This window comes from Variovorax sp. J2P1-31, from assembly GCF_030317215.1.
Classification (GTDB): Bacteria; Pseudomonadota; Gammaproteobacteria; order Burkholderiales; family Burkholderiaceae_C; genus Variovorax.
Map to the genome: position 1 here is coordinate 1,613,709 of NZ_JASZYA010000001.1, position 16,031 is coordinate 1,629,739.

Consider the following 16,031-nt stretch of genomic DNA (forward strand, 5'->3'; position numbering starts at 1 on the left):
ACCGGAGACAAGACAATGCCCCAACCACCCGCCACCCGCGCCGCCGATCTCTGCAGGCGCGGCTTTTGCCGCGGCGCCATGGCCGCTGCCGCGGCCGTGCTCTCGCTCTCGTTCCACGCGCAGGGGCAGGCACAGTCGGCCGCGCCGTTTCCGTCGAAGCCGATCACGCTGCTGCTGCCCTTCACCGCGGGCGGCGCTACCGACGTGCAGATCCGCGCGCTCGCGCAGGCCGCCTCGCAGACGCTGCGCCAGCCGGTGGTGGTGGTCAACCAGCCGGGCGTGGCCGGCACCATGGCGCCGGCCGCGATGGCACGCAGCGCCGCGCCCGACGGCTACACGATCTAGATGATCCCCTCGACGCTGTTCCGCCTGCCGCATGTGCAGAAGGTCAACTACGACCCGGTCGCCGACTTCACCTACATCATCGGCGTGACCAGCTACAGCTTCGGCATTGTGGTGGCCGCCGACGCGCCCTGGAAGACGCTGCCCGAACTCATCGCCGCGGCCAAGGCCACGCCCGACAAGATCTCCTTCGGCGCGATCGGGCAGGGCAGCTCGGGCCACATCGGCATCTCGCGGCTGTCGCGGGCCGCGGGCTTCCCGCTCAACTACATCCCGTTCAAGGGCGCCTCCGAAGTGGTGCAGGCCACCATGGGCGGCCACATCCAGGTCATGACCGAGGCCGGCTGGGGCAGCATGGTGGAAGCCGGCAAGCTGCGCCTGCTGGCCGTGATGGACGAGCAGCGCTCGCCGCGCTGGCCGCAGGTGCCGACGTTGAAGGAACTGGGCTACGACATCGCGGTGCGCTCGCCGGTCGGCCTGGCCGGCCCCAAGGGCATGAGCCCGCAGGTCGTGAAGACGCTGCACGACGCCTTCCTGGCCGCCAGTTCCGACCCGCAATTCCTCAAGGCGCTCGAAGTGCAGGGCCAGCCCGCGGTCCACATGGACAGCGACCAGTACCGCCGCTTCGCCATCGCGCAGACGGCCAGCGACAAGCGCTTCGTCGAGGAACTCGGCTTCAAGCTCAACGAATGACAACGCAATGAATCAAGCATCCTCCTCACTGCACCGTTTCCTGCACCCGCGCTCGATCGCCTTTGTCGGTGCGACCGAGCGATCGGTCTGGTCGAACGCCGCGCACGCCACGCTGCAGAAGCTCGGCTACGACGGCCGCCTGTACCCGGTGAACCGCCGCGGCGGCGAGGTCTACGGCCGCCACGCCGCCACCTCGGCCAAGGCCATCGGCGAGCCGGTGGACATGGCGCTGCTGATGATCCCCGCCGAGGCGCTGGACGAAGCGCTGGACGACCTGCACGCGGCCGGCATCGGCAACGCGGTGCTGCTGAGCTCGGGCTTCGCCGAGGCCGGTGCCGAGGGGCGCGCACGCCAGCAGCGCCTGAGCGCCATGGCGCGCGAGCGCGGCCTGCGCATCCTCGGGCCCAACTGCCTGGGCTTCATCAACTACGTCGACCGCTCGGCGGTCTGGACCGCCTCCATCCGCGACCCGCTGCCGGCCGGCACGCTGGGCATCGTGTCGCAGAGCGGCGCGCTCGCGGGCCAGCTGTCGTTCATGGCGCAGGTGCACGGCATCGGCCTGAGCCGGCTGGTGTCCACCGGCAACGAGTCGGACATCCACATCGCCGAGGTCATCGACTACCTGGTCGACGACCCGCACACGCAGTCGATCGCGGTCTTCGCCGAGACCGTGCGCGACCCCGCGCGCTTCGCCGCCGCGGCCGAGCGCGCACTGGCCGCGGCCAAGCCGATCGTGGTGCTCAAGATGGGCAGCAGCGAGATCACCGCCCAGGCCGCGCAGGCCCACACCGGTTCGCTGGTGGGCGACGACCGCGTGTTCGACGCGGTCTGCCAGCGCCTGGGCCTGATGCGCGTGCGCGGCATCGAGGACCTGGTCTTCACCGCCGCCTTCGCCAGCCACACCGGCGTGCTGCCGGCCGGCGGCGTGGCCGCTGTCTCGATGTCGGGCGGCATGTGCGAGATCATGGCCGAGCGCGCCGACGAGGAAGGGCTGGCGCTGCCCGCGCTGGCGCCCGCCACCGTGGCCGCGCTGGGCGAGGTGCTGCCGGGCTACGGCACGGCCCACAACCCGCTGGACGTGACCGGCGCCGCCATGCTGAATCCCGAGCTCTTCGGCGACGCGCTCGCCGCGCTGGTGCGCGACCCGGGCATCGGCCTGGCGGTGGTGGTGGCCGACGTGCCCAACGCGCCGGTCAACGACACGCCGCTGACCGGCGCCGTGTTGAAGGAAGTGGCGCGCGGCCTGGCGCAGAGCCCCGTGCCCGCCATCGTCTGCAGCCACTACGTGATGCAGGTCACCGAGCGCTCGCGCGCACTGATCGAAGAAAGCGGCGTGCGCCACATCGCCTGCGGCATCCACCACGCGATGAGCGCGGCCGGTGCGGTGCGGCGCTGGTCCGACGCGGTGCACCGTCATCGCCAGGCACAGGCATCCATCGCTGCCACAGCACCTTCGGCCGACCGCCCGGCCTCCGAGCGCGAGACCCTGGCCTGGCTGGCCGCGCGCGGCGTGCCGGTGGTGCCCATGCAGCTGTCGCGCGACGTCGACGAGGCCGTGCGTTTCGCGCGCGGGCTCGAGGCGCCGGTGGTGCTGAAGATCGCCTCGGCCCAGATCCCGCACAAGACCGAGGTCGGCGGCGTGGCGCTGAACCTGCAGGGCGACGCCGCCGTGGCCGAAGCCTGGAGCGCGATGCACGCCCGCGTGCGCGCGGCCCGGCCCGATGCGCAGATCGACGGCATCCTGGTTGCACCGATGCGCCGCGACGGCCTGGAGCTTTTCGTCGGCACGCTGCGCGACCCGCAATGGGGGGCGGTGCTGGCCGTGGGCCTGGGCGGCATCTGGGTCGAGGTACTGCAGGACACCAGCCTGCGCGTGCTGCCCGTGACCCCGGCCGACGTGAAGGACATGCTGGCCGAGCTGCGCGGCAGCCGCCTGCTCGACGGCTGGCGCGGCGCCCCCGCGGCCGACCGCGACGCGATCGCCGAGGCCGTGGCCGCGATCGGCAATGCCGCGCTGGCCCTGGGCCCCGACTTGGTATCGCTCGAGGTCAACCCGTTGCGTGTGCAGGGAAGCACGGTCGAGGCGCTCGATGCGCTGGCCGTGTGGGGCCCCGTCGGCTGACGCGCCGCATCCATCGAAAAACCACAGGAGACAGACCCCATGCTGCAACGACGACGATTCGCCCAATGGGGCGCCAGCGGGCTGCTCGCACCCGCACTCGGCGCGCTGCCCGCACGCGCGGCCACGGCCTACCCGACCCAGCCCATCAAGGTGATCGTGTCCTCGGCGGCCGGCGGGCTGGTCGACGGCATCGCGCGCACGATCGCCGAACGCATCGCCAAGCCACTGGGCCAGCCGGTGCTGGTCGACCCGAAGCCGGGCGCCAACGGTGCCATCGCCGCGTCCTTCGTTGCCAAGGCCCCGGCCGACGGCTACACGCTGCTGTTCGCGGTCAATTCCTTCGTGCTCGCGCCGCTGCTCATGGCCAAGCCGGGCTACGACGTGTTCAAGGATTTCGCCCCGGTCTCGCTGTCGAACTACGGCCTGCTGGTGTTCACCGTGGGCGCATCGGTGCCCGCCAACAACATGCGCGAGTTCATCGCCATGGCCAAGGCCCAGCCGGGCAAGCTGAGCTTCGGCTCGGCCGGGCAGGGCTCGTCGGGCCATCTCTACGGCGAGAAACTGATGCGCGACGAAGGCCTGGAGATGACGCACGTGCCCTACAAGGGCGGCGCGCCGCTGATGGTCGACATCCTGGGTGGCCAGGTGCAGGGCGGCTTCGTCACCATGGGCGAGGCGCTGCCCCACGCCAAGTCGGGCCGCGCCAAGCTGCTGGGCGTGTTCGGCACCCGCCGCATGCCGCTCGCGCCGCAGATCCCGACCTTCACCGAGCAGGGCTTCAAGGGCTACGAACATGGCGGATTCTGGGGCTTCTTCGCACCCACGGGCACGCCGCAGCCGGCCATCGACAAGGTTGCCGCGGCGGTGCGGCAGGCCGTGGCGCAGCCGGACCTTCAGGAACGGATGATCGGGCTGGGACTGGAGCCCTCGGGCGAAGGGCCGGGCGAGTTGATGGCGGCGGTGCGGCGGGAGAACCTGCTGTGGTCGCGGCTGATCAAGGATTTGAATCTGCGGGTGGAGTGAGGCGCTTGCGCCGGTGGACCGCGATGGTTGCGCGGCCTCAGGGCCGGGCCTCCGGCTGCGGCCGCTTCACACACACCACCTGCCGCGCCACCCCGGTCTTCTGGTTGCCCCCGGTGATCTTCTTGATCTCGCCCGCCGGGCAGCGGCCATCGTCGACGTAGACCACATCACCCTGGCGCACGCTGCCATTCGGCGGCATTTCCTTGAGCACTTCGATCGGCGCCGATGCGGCCCAAGAGGCGCCGATGGCGAAGAGGAGGAGAGCGGCCGCAACCTTGAGGGCACCACGATGATCGACGTGCCGGACCTTGCACTGCTGTTCGTTCACGGTGTGCTCCTTCGAGGCTTTGCTCGTGGTCGGATTCTGCAATGAAGCCGGCGCCACGTGTGCGCCGTCCTTTCAACGCATTACTCCGCAAAGTTCTCGGTGTAGCCCAGCAGCAAGGTCTTGCACCCTGTCAGCAGCGACGCGAGCGAGTTCCAGGCCTCGGCCGCTGCCGCCGCGTCGTCGGAGGGATAGACCCGCGCGAGATCGTCCACCAGGCGGCGCGCTTGTGCTTCGTCCGGCGCCTGCGGGCGCACGAAGCCCAGCCAGGAGGCGCCGATGCCGAAGAAGCGGTAGCCGTGCGTGGTGGCGAGGTGGCGGATGAGCGTGTGGTTCTGGAACACGTCCCAGTCGGCACTGAAGTAGCCGTTGGGCAGGCCGGCGATGAGCAGGTCGTCGCGCGCCACCGGCACGCGTTGCACATAGACCACGTCGTCGTGGGCCAGCAGCTGGTCAGGGTCGCGGTTCATCGTGAGCAATGCGTCCACGTCGTCCTGCGAGCTCAGCCTTGCCTGGGCCAACGTGCCCCAGTCCTGTTGCAGCGCGGGGGCGTCGAGCTGGGCCGCCACATGCGCGAGCTGCCGCGCTTCGTGGCCGTGCAGCGCGACCGGGTCGTCGTAATCCAGGTCCTCGTCCGCGCCATCATCGTCGGGCGTGAGTCGCGCATCTTCGCGGGCGTGCATGCTGGTGTAGCAGCACTGGTCGATGTCATCGAGCGTGCAGAGGAATCGCTGCGCCGGTTGGCGCTTGCGCAGCGCGTCCAGGCAGGCCAGCACCTCGGCGAGCGAGCGCACCTCGCTCAAGCGCAGGTGGCTGAAGGTGTTGACCGGCCTGAACGGCGAGGTGTTGCGGAAGTCGATGGCGTCTTCTTGCATGGCGGTTCTCCTGAGGGGCCGGTGGGCCCCGACAGACCGAGCGTAGCGGAGCAGGAAGACGCTCCGCGCGACGACCACGGTTGCCATGCTTTCAGTTGGCTTTCGAATGGCCGCCGCTTCAGCCATGCGGCGCATCCGCAAGCCTCTTTCCTACATCGGCCGGCCGCAGGCGACTTCATCATCGCGTTTCGCAATCACAACAAGCGGTCTCAGGGGCCGCACACAACGCGATGAAAGACGAGTCCTTTGCCGACCGGCGCAGCTTCTTGCGCCGGTCCATCGCCATCGTGCCGGCCGCCACGGCCTTCGGTGCCGGTGGCCTCACCGGTGCCACGCTGGCCCAGACATCCACGGCCAACGCGCCGCCCCCGGCTGTCACGGCAGGCCCCCCTTACACACCGGTCTACTTCAACGCCACGGAATGGACCTTCGTCCAGGCCGCCGTCGCGCGCCTGATTCCATCGGACGATGCCGGCCCCGGCGCCATCGAAGCCGGCGTGCCCGAGTTCATCGACCGCCAGATGGAAGGGTCCTTCGGCCATGCCGCCACCTGGTACATGCAGGGCCCCTTCGTCGAGGTGTCGCCGCTCTTCGGCTACCAGAAGAAGATGCCGCCGCGCGAGGTGTACCGCGCGGGCATCGCCGCCACCGATGCCTACTGCCGCAAGCAGTACGCCGACAAGGGCTTCGCGCAGCTCACGGCCGCGCAGCAGGACGAAGTGCTCACGGGCCTCGAGGCCGGCACCGTCACGCTCGAGGGCGTGGGTGCCAAGGACTTCTTCGGCTTCCTGCTGCAGAACACGAAAGAGGGCTACTTCAGCGACCCCATCCACGGCGGCAACAAGAACGCCGCGGGCTGGAAGATGATCGGTTTTCCGGGGGCGCGCGCCGACTATGCCGACTGGGTCGACCGCCCCGGCGTGAAGTACAACCTGCCGCCGGTCAGCATCAGCGGCCCGCAAGGCTGAAGGACGACACATGGCCAACATCAAGAAGCCCCGTGTCGATGCGGTGCTGGTCGGCTTCGGCTGGACCGGCGCGATCATGGGCATGGAACTCACGTCCGCCGGCCTCCAGGTGCTGGCGCTGGAGCGCGGCGAGAACCGCGACACCCAACCCGACTTCGCCTACCCGCGCATCACCGACGAGCTCAGCTACGGCATCCGCGGCAAGCTGTTCCAGAACCTCTCGCGCGAGACCGTGACCATCCGCCACACGCCGGCCGAGATCGCCGTGCCGTACCGGCAGCTCGCGTCCTTCCTGCCCGGCGACGGCGTGGGCGGCGCGGGCGTGCACTGGAACGGCCACCACTGGCGCCCGCTGCCCAGCGACCTGCGCATCCGCAGCACCTACGAAGAGCGCTACGGCAAGAAGTTCATCCCCGAGGGCATGACCATCCAGGACTTCGGCGTGAGTTATGAAGAGCTGGAACCGCACTTCGACCAGTTCGAGAAGATCTGCGGCACCTCGGGCAAGGCCGGCAACATCGGCGGCAAGATCCAGGCCGGCGGCAACCCCTTCGAGGGCGCCCGTGCCAACGAGTTTCCGCTGCCGCCGCTGGCCTCGGTCAACAGCGCCAAGCTGTTCGAGAAGGCCGCGCGCGAACTCGGCTACCACCCGTTCCCGCAGGCCGCGGCCAACGCCTCGCGCGCCTACACCAACCCGCATGGCGCACAGCTCGGGCCGTGCAACTTCTGCGGCTTCTGCGAGCGCTACGGGTGCTACATGTACTCCAAGGCCTCGCCGCAGACCACGCTGCTGCCGGTGCTGATGAAGCGGCCCAACTTCGAGCTGCGCACCAGGTCGCATGTGCTGCGCGTGAACATGTCGCCCGATGGCAAGCGCGCCACCGGCGTGACCTACGTCGACGCCGAAGGCAACGAGGTCGAGCAGCCCGCCGACCTGGTGGTGCTGTGCGCCTACCAGTTCCACAACGTGCGGCTGCTGATGCTGTCGAACATCGGCAAGCGCTACGACCCCGCCACCGGCGAAGGCGTGATCGGCCGCAACTACGCCTACCAGCTCAACGGCGGCGCCAGCCTGTTCTTCGACAAGGAGCAGCCGATGAACCCCTTCGTCGGCGCGGGCGCCAGCGGCTCTGTCATCGACGACTTCGACGGCGACAACTTCGACCACGGCCCGCTGGGCTTCATCGGCGGCGCGACCATCAACAGCATCAACACCGGCGGGCGGCCGATCCAGCAGATGAGCCTGCCGCCCGGCGCGCCCAACTGGGGCGCGGGCTGGAAGAAGGCCGTGAAGGAGAACTACCTCTACATGGCCAGCGTGGGCAGCCAGGGCTCGGTGATGGCCTACCGCGACAACTACCTCGACCTGGACCCGACCTACAAGGACGTGCACGGCCAGCCGCTGCTGCGCATGACCTTCGACTGGAAGGCCAACGACCTCGCGATGACCCAGTTCATCGGCACCAAGGTCGAGCAGATCGCCAAGGCCATGGGCCCGAAGCAGATGAAGATGAACTTCCAGAAGCCCGACGCCCACTACGACGTGCGCTTCTACCAGTCGACCCACAACACCGGCGGCGCGCCCATGGGCACGGACCCCAAGACCAGCGCCGTCAACCGCTTCCTGCAGGTGTGGGACGTGCCCAACGTGTTCGTGATGGGCGCGAGCGCCTTCCCGCAGAACTTCGGCTACAACCCGACGGGCATGGTGGGCGCGCTGGCCTACTGGTCGGCCAAGGCCATCCGCGAGCAGTACCTGAAGAACCCGGGAGCGCTGGCATGAACGCGCGTCGTGTGTACGGCGGCATCGCCGCGGCCGTGGTGCTGATGGGGGCGGGGGCCTGGGCGATGGCGCAGAAGAGCGATGGGCCTGTCGCCGCAACACCGGCGGCGCCTGCCGCTGTGTCCACCGCTGCAGGCGACCCCGTGTTCGAGCGCGGCCGCTACCTCGCCCGCGTGGGCGACTGCGTCAGCTGCCACACCGCGCCGGGCAAGCCGGCCTTCGGTGGCGGCCTGCCGATGAAAACGCCCTTCGGCACCATCGTCTCGACCAACATCTCGCCCGACCCGCAGGCGGGCATCGGCGCCTACAGCGAGGCCGAGTTCGCCCGCGCGTTGCGCGAAGGCGTCGCCAAGGACGGCCACCGGCTGTACCCCGCCATGCCGTACCCCTCGTTCGCCCGCGTGAACGACGAGGACATGCACGCGCTCTTCACTTTTTTCCGCAACGGCGTGCAGCCGGTGGCGCAGAAGCCGCCGCCCACCGACCTGCCATGGCCCTTCAGCATGCGCAGCCTGATGATCGGCTGGAACTGGCTCTACCTCGACAAAGGCGCCTACCAGCCCGACAACGCACGCAGCGCCGAATGGAACCGCGGCGCCTATCTGGTGCAGGGCCTGGGCCATTGCGGCGACTGCCACACGCCGCGCAGCGTGCTCGGCGGCGTCAAGGCCGCCAGCGACCGCAAGGGCGAGCTGTACCTGTCCGGGGCGATCATCGACGGCTGGTACGCCCAACCCTTGCGCCACACCGACCGGCCGACGATGGCGCAATGGTCGTCCGAAGACATCGTGCAGTACCTGCAGACCGGCCGCACAGGCCAGACCGCCGCTTTCGGTGCCATGGTCGCAGTGGTGCAGAACAGCACGCAGCACATGTCGACGGCGGACCTGCAGGCGATCGCGGTGTACCTGCAATCGCTGGGCGCCAAGTCCGGAGGGCCGGCCGTGCCGACGCAGGCCGTATTGGTCGCCGCGGCGCCGCAGCACCCGACGGCGCAGGCATTGCGCAACGGCACGGTCGAGGCCAACAGCGGGGCGATGGTCTACCTCAACAACTGCAACGCCTGCCACCGCTCGGACGGCACGGGCGCCAACAAGACCTTTCCCGCGCTCGCGGGCAACAGCGTGGTGAATGCCAAGGACCCGACCTCGCTGATCCGCTTGGTGCTCGCGGGTTCGGCCATGCCGAGTACCGCGCAGGCACCGTCGCCTATCGCGATGCCCGACTTCGGTTGGCGTTTGAACGATGCGGACGTGGCCAGTGTGTTGAGCTTTGCGCGCTCGAGTTGGGGGAATCAGGGGAATGCCGTCACAGCAGGGCAGGTGGCGAAGGTGCGGGAGTCGCTTAAGACGGTGACTGCGGCGAAGGGGCCGTGAGAGGCTTTGCGTGATTGGTGTGGGGCTCTCTCCGGGGCGCGTGCACAGGGCATCGGGTACTCCCCTCCGCGAATGTCCCCTGTCTTCTGTTCCTCCTTTATTTCGCTGCGGGGGAGCATCCGGTGCCCTGTGCGCGGGGGCACGCCACTGGTGCGCGGGCGATCAAAGACCCCGGTCAATCCTGGACACGGCAATGGGATGCGTCGTAAGGGGGCGCCGTTAATTTTCGAGACCCTGGCGGCCAACTGCAGGCCGTCGCCACCACGGATTCCCACAAGTTGCGGGACTTATCCCAGAAAAGGTGAAGGCAGCAGGCCAACTGAGTGTGTGGATACCTTCGATCGCTGAAACGATCTAGATACCACTCAAGTGTGCAGTCGTTTATAGCCCTATTTCTAGTAGCCAACGCCGACCGAACACTGAAAAAACTTCTTTTTAAGGAAGCTCGTTGCAGCCGCCAGTTACCCTTGAGCTGAGGAGAGGTCTGCCGCCTTCAGGTCGAATCCTACCACTAGTAAGCTTGTTTGAGCTCTTTTTTCTCTAGTGAGTTAAGGAGGTCTACGTCTGACCAATCTACCTGCGTATGAAGTGCGAGAGTTGAAGAAAGATAAGTGCTGATGTCACTAGCACTGGGTTGCGCCCTGCCTAAGGCTTGGTGTAGCGAGATGATCCAACCCGCTTTCTTTTTGTTAGGGACAAATGGGCAGGTCAGCAGATCTAAAAATAAGTATGCATTCTCACTGTTGGTTAGAATGTCGGAGAGATTTCCCATTTTGCTGGAGGCGGCTTTAATCAGCGATCGTCTAATTGCTTTGTATTGTGGGTCGTTGCGAACATAAAATAAGCAGGCTACGATGGTGAAGTAGCCCAAACGCTTTTCCTTGATAAATAGTTCGTATAAAACTCGTTCTGGCAAGAGATGAAATTCACCAAGTTCGCGCATTGATAGAACGATATTTAAGTATTCGAGATTCACAAACCCATCGATACTCTCTGCAGATGGTCTATTGCACTGATCAAATAGAAGGGTTTCGGCTAGACCGTACAGATACTGAGAAATAGTGTGCACGGCTCCGGGTAGATTTGACTTGGCGAAGCGATGAACCAAAATCAAAGATGTGCTCAATTTGTAAGAGGCGCCTACGGAAGGGGCAACACTGTAAAGGAAGAACATAACCTCCATCAAGACTTCTATTGCTGCTTCAAAAGCTTTCGGGTCTTGACTGGCATCTTCTTTAAGATCGTTATTGACTAGTTTTTTTATCCGCTCGGTTATTACGGAAATGAGGAAAGAGGCTACGGCATCGTAGTCTGCATTATTGTGAGAGCAAAGGGCCTTGACTGAGTCGATATAGCTTTTTGAGATTCTCCAGCGTGAAAATATTCGCTTAGGCTTCAGGCTCTCTGAGTCGACGGCCTCCAGGAATTTCTCAAAAAATGTATTTGCCTGCAATCCAGCCTCATATATAAGCCTTGATTTCTCTGTAATAAATGGACGATGAATTGTTGAGGATTTTGCAGAGTTTGCATGCAAATTGAAGGAAACCAAGATGTCGGCATAGGCGTCGTATACCTCTTTTGCCTTGTCTTCATTGAGGGTAAAAATAAAAACATCGTCAACGTAGCGGCGAAAGGTATAGTCACGCCCAAACTTGAGGTGCGCTAGGCGCTGAATAACTCTTCTGTCAATCTCTTGGAATATTATCTCGGAAAATATTCGGCTAGCCTCTGGGCCGATTGGAATTCCGTTTGTCTCGTTATAGTTTCCATGTCGAATTGCCTCGTCAAACTCCTGAGCAAATGTTGAGGAAACTGAGACTGAAGCTTTGGTAAATGCCTTGTCTTTGACTGCCCAAGAAAGACTATGGGTATAAATGCTATCAAAGCACTTGGCAACGTCTAAAGTTCTCAGCACTGAGAACTGCTTCTCAAGGGAGAAATAATCGCGCGAGTTGAAAAACTTGTAAAGCCGGTCGTGTCCCGCGTAAGAGAAGTACGAGGGTGTGTGCTTTGCGTACCTATCTGATTCCGTGCTTGATACCGAATTATTTTTGTATTTATTTATGTTTTCCCAAGAGCTCTTGCTGTAAAAGCTACCCGCAATTTTTCTCGGTGCACGAATGGATGTTGGGCTTATGTTGCAATAGTGAAGAATCAAGTGCTCGTACTTTTCGTAGAACCCCTTCAGTTGCCATTGGGAAATGGGGTGCAGCAAACCAAGGCGCCGAAATTCAGTAGAGTTTTTTCTGATTTTGTAGGTGTACGGGTTGGTTGCGTTAGGCCCTTTTGACCGGCCTTCGCCGAATACAAGCGATTTAATGATTAGCTGCTGGGTAGCGCTGGCGGAGTCAAGGTCGGCAATCTGGTCATAGAGCCCGGTGTTTGAGAAGATAATTGGCGTTTCAAATGGAAGAGTCTCTGTGATTAGGACGCGATTGTAGTCGTTGCGTTTGATTTTGTTTATTTTCTTCACGACAAGCCCTAGTGTGCCCAGCACTTTTGAATTTCTTTGAGTCTTATGCCTGAAAAGTAGACGAATCGCTTTTCGCTATGCCCTTTGACGAAACTGCAGGCCATCAATTCTTGGCGCCTCTGTGCGGACAGCATTGGCGCACTAGAACTGTTGAGTCGACCGGTTTTGGAGAGGATGGCATTTCGAAGAAAGTCGTCGAGATGTTTCAGTCCTGGCGCGTCATTCGATACTAATGGGTAGCTGTGGTAGATTCCAGCTAACTTCTTCCCGCCGGCTTTTGCGTTATAAATGCCAAAATTCATTGTCAAAAATTTAATTCGATCCCTTAAGAGAATGAAGTTATTCGTCCGCGAAAATTCATGGAATGATCGCGAAATCCTCGTTTTAATTCTCTGAATTTTCTTGGATGCGATATCAGTCGTTACGTCGCGAAAAAGAGACCCATCCTTCTTGCTTCTTGATTTTACGGGCTCGTATGCAATAAATTCGTAACCTAAATAACTGAATTTAAATAGGCATACTTTCGCGTCTGCGCTGCCTCTTGGCGACACTGGTGATCGAACTTCAATAATCTCTTTTTTGCTGGGATTAAGACGCAATCCTCGCGGCAAGTTCTTTTCGGTTTGCCGAATATGGGCCACAGGATCCTCTCGGCATGAAGTCAGCATGATGATGTCGTCAACATACCGAGCATAAAAGAAAACCTCAGCACTATTTTTCATGCTATGGTCAAAATCACGCATCATGAGGTTCGATAGTGCAGCGCTTACCGAAAGTCCTCGTGGGACACCACTGCCACCAAGCGAAGTGTGCGCCTCAAGAAGTTCGCGCATTAATATCTTGCTATGCGGACTTAAGCGGTGTAAAGAGTCCACCATTCCCATGATGTCCGCCTTCATAAAAGACTCATAAAAGCTCGATATGTCGAGCCTGTAAACACGAAAAGGAACGCCCTCTTTCAATAGCAGGCGTAGGCTGGAGACAATTTCGGAGCGCCCCTTCGTAGGTATTCGATTTGTTTTTTTTATGTTCTCGCAGAGCTTTCGTGCAACAATCTCATGCTCAAGCGCCAAAAAATGAAATATTGTTTTTCCCTTTAGGGGAAATTGTCCTAGTAGAGGAGTTGCTGTTTCAAATTTTGTCTGCGCGGAAATTTCGGCCGCTGCTAATATTGTGCTTTTGAATGAGGCATGATTTGCCGAACTAATGCCAGAGAGATCTCTTTTTTCAAATGATGTCTCAAGAGACCTTTTGGAAAATGACAAGTCGTACATTGAGTGTCTTCCATGTGACTGGGTTGTTGCGACATGTTACATCTTTCGTGTGCGCAGTTTGTTGAATATTTCCGATCCAACGTCTACGGGCTGAGATCGGGTCGTGTGCCTGTGTCGCACTGCGCAAATGTTCTTGGGGGGAAGTTGAGGCTCCCGGTCTAGAGATGGCTCGTTTTTCGGGCGGGAGTGTCTAGGCAAATCGAAGTCTTAATGACGGGTGGATCGGCAGCAGTAACCGGCCGGTCTCGCTAGCTGAAATCGATTCGGATATGTGCCTAAGGCCGCTGGCGCTGCCGGCGAGATATTTATGAAGCTGTGCGAAGCGTTGCGCTTAGCCATCTACAGGGCACTACGGGCGTCCCTCGATTCGCCGGACGCCTTGCTAAACCCTAGGCGCTACGGTCCGTCTTGGCTCGAAGCGGGCCTGTGTGCCGACTGGAGGCCTGCAACGGTCTCAAGCAGTCCTTCAACTCGACCGTGTCTTTGGGTCGATAGCCGTCATGGGCAATCGGCCATCTGCCACGAACTCTTGTTCTGCCCGCAGTCGCGCATGAGCCCCTTACATAGGTGACGAGCAGAGAATTGCACCTTTATAAAGTACGGCTTCGGTGAGGAAGAATTGGCAAGCGAAGTAGCGGCCCTGCTACTGTGGCTGCTACCGCGCCGAACTGGTACTGCCGGCTGAACATAAACGCCAATCGATGTTGAGGTTCGGGGCGCCTTGAGACCCACCATTCCCATCACTCTTCAACCCGAATCCCCGTCCCCTCAATCACCCGCCTCCAAGTCCCCGCATCCTCCCGCAACACGACCGAAAACTCCGCCGCCGTGCTCCCCACCGGCTCGATGTTCATCTCCCGCATCTTCTTCTGCATCTCCGGCGTGGCGATGATCGCGGCGACCGTGGTCGACATCTTGTCGATGCGGGCTTGCGGTGTGCCGGCGGGCAGGAAGAGACCGATCCAGGCATAGGGCTCGAAGCCCGCGTAGCCGGCCTGCTGGAAGGTGGGCACCTGGGGCAGGGCTTCGGAGCGCCGCGTGCCCAAAGCCGCGAGGGCGCGCAGCTTGCCGCTTTGCAGGTAGGGCAGCGCGGTGCCGGTGTCGAGTACCGCGACGCGGATGTGGCCGCCGAGCAGGTCGGTGACCATGGGCGCCGCGCCCTTGTAGGGCACGTGCGGCATGTCGACGCCGGCTTCCTTCTTGAACAGCTCGCCGTAGATGTGCGAGGTGGTCGCGACGCCGGTCGAGCCGTAGGCGTACTTGCCGGGATCGGCCTTGAGGACGGTGACCAGTTCCTTCAACGTGGTCGCGGGGAAGTCGGGCGTCACGACCAGGGCCGAGGTCGACATGCCGATCTGCGAGACGGCCGCGAAATCCTTCACCGCGTCGTAGGGCAGGGCGCGCCGCAGCGCCGGCATCTGCACGTGCGTGGTGATGGTGAAGAGGGCCGTGTGGCCGTCCTTGGGGGCGCGGGCCACGGCTGCGGCGCCGATGGTGCCGCTGGCGCCCACGCGGTTGTCGACCACCACGGGCTTGCCCCAGGCCGTGGCCATTTCCTGGGCGACCAGGCGGGCGATGTTGTCGGTGATACCGCCGGCGGGGAAGGGCACGAGCAGCGTGACGGTCTGCGTGGGGTAGTCGGTGGCTGTGGCTTGCGCCGCGGCGGGGAGTGTGGTCAGTGCGCCAAGGGCCAGTCCCAGGGCCAGGGTGAGCGAGCGGTGTGCCATCGGGTGCCTCTCGCGTTTCTTCATTCGAGCCGGATGTTCTTCGCCTGGATCACCCCGCGCCACCGCTCGTGGTCCGCGCGCATGGTCGCGGTCAGCTGCGCGGGCGTGCTGCCGACCGGGATGATGCCCATCGCATCGATGCGGGCGGCGGCGTCCGCGCCCTGCACGACGGTCGCGACCTCGGTCGACAGGCGCTTCGTGATCTCCGGTGCGGCACCCGCGGGCAGGTAGAGGCCGAACCAGCCGACCGAGTCCATGCCGGCGAAGCCCAGTTCCTTGAAGGTCGGCACCGTGGTGGCCAGCGGCGCGCGCGCGGTGCCGACGACCGCCAGCGAGCGGGCCTTGCCGGCCGCCACGTGCTGGCCCACGCCCTTGGCCGAGACGAAGACCGCATCGACGTTGCCACCCAGCAGGTCGGTGATGGCCGGTGTCTCGCCCTTGTACGGCACATGCAGCAGCCGGATGCCGGCCGCGTCCTGCAGCACCTCGGCATAGAGGTGCGCGCTCGAGCCGTTGCCGTACGAGCCGTAGGAATACTTGCCCGGCGATGCCTTGGCGAGCTTGATGAAGCCCTCGAGGGTGTCGACGCCGAGCTTGTTGCTCACGGTGAAGACGATGGGCTGGCGGCCGACTTCGGACACCGGCACGAAGTCCTTGAAGGGGTCGAAGCCCACGTTGGGGTAGAGCAGCGGGTTCTGGATGATCGAGGTCAGCGAGAACAGCAGCGTGTAGCCGTCGGCGGGCGCGCGCTGCACCGCCGTGATGCCGATCATGCCGTTGCCGCCCGGCCGGTTGTCGACGATCACGCTCTGGCCCAGTCGCTGGCCCAGGCCGTCGGCCACGATCCGTGCGAAGACGTCGGTGCCGCCGCCCGCGGCATAGGGCACGATCATGCGGATCGGCTTGTTGGGCCAGGCCGCGGGCTGGGCCATCGAGGGCAGGGCGGTGCCGGCCGTGAGGGCGCCGCCCAGCAGGGCGAGCGCGTGGCGGCGCGAAAGGCGGGTGTCTTCGTTCATGGGTTGTCTCCGGGTTGTTCTTCTGGCTTGGGGC

General features: G+C 63.4%; 11 protein-coding genes and 1 pseudogene. 6 read left to right on the plus strand and 6 right to left on the minus strand.

The genetic code is table 11. The features are described 5' to 3' along the window. Nucleotides 1-78 precede the first annotated feature (78 nt). The 3 genes and pseudogenes from QTI20_RS07410 (at nucleotide 79) to QTI20_RS07420 (ending at nucleotide 4,180) form a co-directional block, all read left to right on the plus strand. A pseudogene (locus QTI20_RS07410) lies at nucleotides 79-1,035 on the plus strand (tripartite tricarboxylate transporter substrate binding protein). Nucleotides 1,036-1,042: 7 nt separating this feature from the next. Beyond that, nucleotides 1,043-3,157: an acetate--CoA ligase family protein gene (locus QTI20_RS07415; RefSeq protein WP_286548811.1), complete on the plus strand. Its 2,115-nt coding sequence runs from the start codon at nucleotides 1,043-1,045 to the stop codon at nucleotides 3,155-3,157. Between the two features lie 39 nt (nucleotides 3,158-3,196). Further along, nucleotides 3,197-4,180 (plus strand): Bug family tripartite tricarboxylate transporter substrate binding protein, encoded by a 984-nt coding sequence (locus tag QTI20_RS07420; RefSeq protein WP_286548807.1) that lies wholly within the window; start codon nucleotides 3,197-3,199, stop codon nucleotides 4,178-4,180. Nucleotides 4,181-4,217: 37 nt separating this feature from the next. Here QTI20_RS07420 and QTI20_RS07425 read toward each other — a convergent pair whose 3' ends face one another. Beyond that, complete coding sequence (locus QTI20_RS07425) at nucleotides 4,218-4,508, minus strand: DUF6719 family protein (protein WP_286548804.1); 291 nt, start codon at nucleotides 4,506-4,508, stop codon at nucleotides 4,218-4,220. 80 nt (nucleotides 4,509-4,588) lie between these two features. Beyond that, nucleotides 4,589-5,380, minus strand: coding sequence for a hypothetical protein (locus QTI20_RS07430; protein ID WP_286548801.1), 792 nt, complete (start codon nucleotides 5,378-5,380; stop codon nucleotides 4,589-4,591). A gap of 230 nt (nucleotides 5,381-5,610) precedes the next feature. Between QTI20_RS07430 and QTI20_RS07435 the strand changes: the two genes are divergently transcribed. Genes QTI20_RS07435 through QTI20_RS07445 form a run of 3 tightly spaced genes read left to right on the plus strand, consistent with a single transcriptional unit; the run spans nucleotide 5,611 to nucleotide 9,507 of the window. Beyond that, a complete protein-coding gene (locus QTI20_RS07435; RefSeq protein ID WP_286548797.1) occupies nucleotides 5,611-6,348 on the plus strand; it encodes a gluconate 2-dehydrogenase subunit 3 family protein in 738 nt (245 codons plus the stop codon). A 10-nt stretch (nucleotides 6,349-6,358) separates the two neighbouring features. Next, the gene (locus QTI20_RS07440) at nucleotides 6,359-8,131 is read left to right on the plus strand and encodes a GMC family oxidoreductase (RefSeq protein WP_286548794.1); all 1,773 of its coding nucleotides are present in this window, start codon (nucleotides 6,359-6,361) and stop codon (nucleotides 8,129-8,131) included. Next, a complete protein-coding gene (locus tag QTI20_RS07445; protein WP_286548792.1) occupies nucleotides 8,128-9,507 on the plus strand; it encodes a cytochrome c in 1,380 nt (459 codons plus the stop codon). The genes QTI20_RS07440 and QTI20_RS07445 overlap by 4 nt, the downstream gene beginning before the upstream one ends. Nucleotides 9,508-10,018: 511 nt before the next feature. On the opposite strand, the gene drt3b is transcribed toward QTI20_RS07445, so the two are convergent. The 4 genes from drt3b to QTI20_RS07465 form a co-directional block, all read right to left on the minus strand. Beyond that, the gene (gene drt3b / locus QTI20_RS07450) at nucleotides 10,019-12,004 is read right to left on the minus strand and encodes an antiviral reverse transcriptase Drt3b (RefSeq protein WP_286548789.1); all 1,986 of its coding nucleotides are present in this window, start codon (nucleotides 12,002-12,004) and stop codon (nucleotides 10,019-10,021) included. After that, entirely contained in the window at nucleotides 11,989-13,254 is a 1,266-nt protein-coding gene (gene drt3a, locus QTI20_RS07455) for an antiviral reverse transcriptase Drt3a (protein ID WP_286548787.1), read from the minus strand. Before drt3a ends, drt3b begins: the two co-directional genes overlap by 16 nt. A gap of 740 nt (nucleotides 13,255-13,994) precedes the next feature. Continuing rightward, nucleotides 13,995-14,981, minus strand: coding sequence for a Bug family tripartite tricarboxylate transporter substrate binding protein (locus QTI20_RS07460; protein WP_286574170.1), 987 nt, complete (start codon nucleotides 14,979-14,981; stop codon nucleotides 13,995-13,997). 20 nt (nucleotides 14,982-15,001) lie between these two features. Further along, a complete protein-coding gene (locus tag QTI20_RS07465) occupies nucleotides 15,002-15,997 on the minus strand; it encodes a Bug family tripartite tricarboxylate transporter substrate binding protein (RefSeq protein WP_286548784.1) in 996 nt (331 codons plus the stop codon). Nucleotides 15,998-16,031 lie beyond the last annotated feature (34 nt).

Bases quoted from the DNA above. Each gene is read 5' to 3' on its own strand.
- QTI20_RS07430 (WP_286548801.1), bottom strand. From the start codon at position 5,380: ATGCAAGAAGACGCCATCGACTTCCGCAACACCTCGCCGTTCAGGCCG.
- QTI20_RS07445 (WP_286548792.1), top strand. From the start codon at position 8,128: ATGAACGCGCGTCGTGTGTACGGCGGCATCGCCGCGGCCGTGGTGCTG.
- QTI20_RS07440 (WP_286548794.1), top strand. From the start codon at position 6,359: ATGGCCAACATCAAGAAGCCCCGTGTCGATGCGGTGCTGGTCGGCTTC.
- QTI20_RS07415 (WP_286548811.1), top strand. From the start codon at position 1,043: ATGAATCAAGCATCCTCCTCACTGCACCGTTTCCTGCACCCGCGCTCG.
- drt3a (WP_286548787.1), bottom strand. From the start codon at position 13,254: ATGTACGACTTGTCATTTTCCAAAAGGTCTCTTGAGACATCATTTGAA.
- QTI20_RS07465 (WP_286548784.1), bottom strand. From the start codon at position 15,997: ATGAACGAAGACACCCGCCTTTCGCGCCGCCACGCGCTCGCCCTGCTG.
- QTI20_RS07420 (WP_286548807.1), top strand. From the start codon at position 3,197: ATGCTGCAACGACGACGATTCGCCCAATGGGGCGCCAGCGGGCTGCTC.
- QTI20_RS07435 (WP_286548797.1), top strand. From the start codon at position 5,611: ATGAAAGACGAGTCCTTTGCCGACCGGCGCAGCTTCTTGCGCCGGTCC.
- QTI20_RS07460 (WP_286574170.1), bottom strand. From the start codon at position 14,981: ATGGCACACCGCTCGCTCACCCTGGCCCTGGGACTGGCCCTTGGCGCA.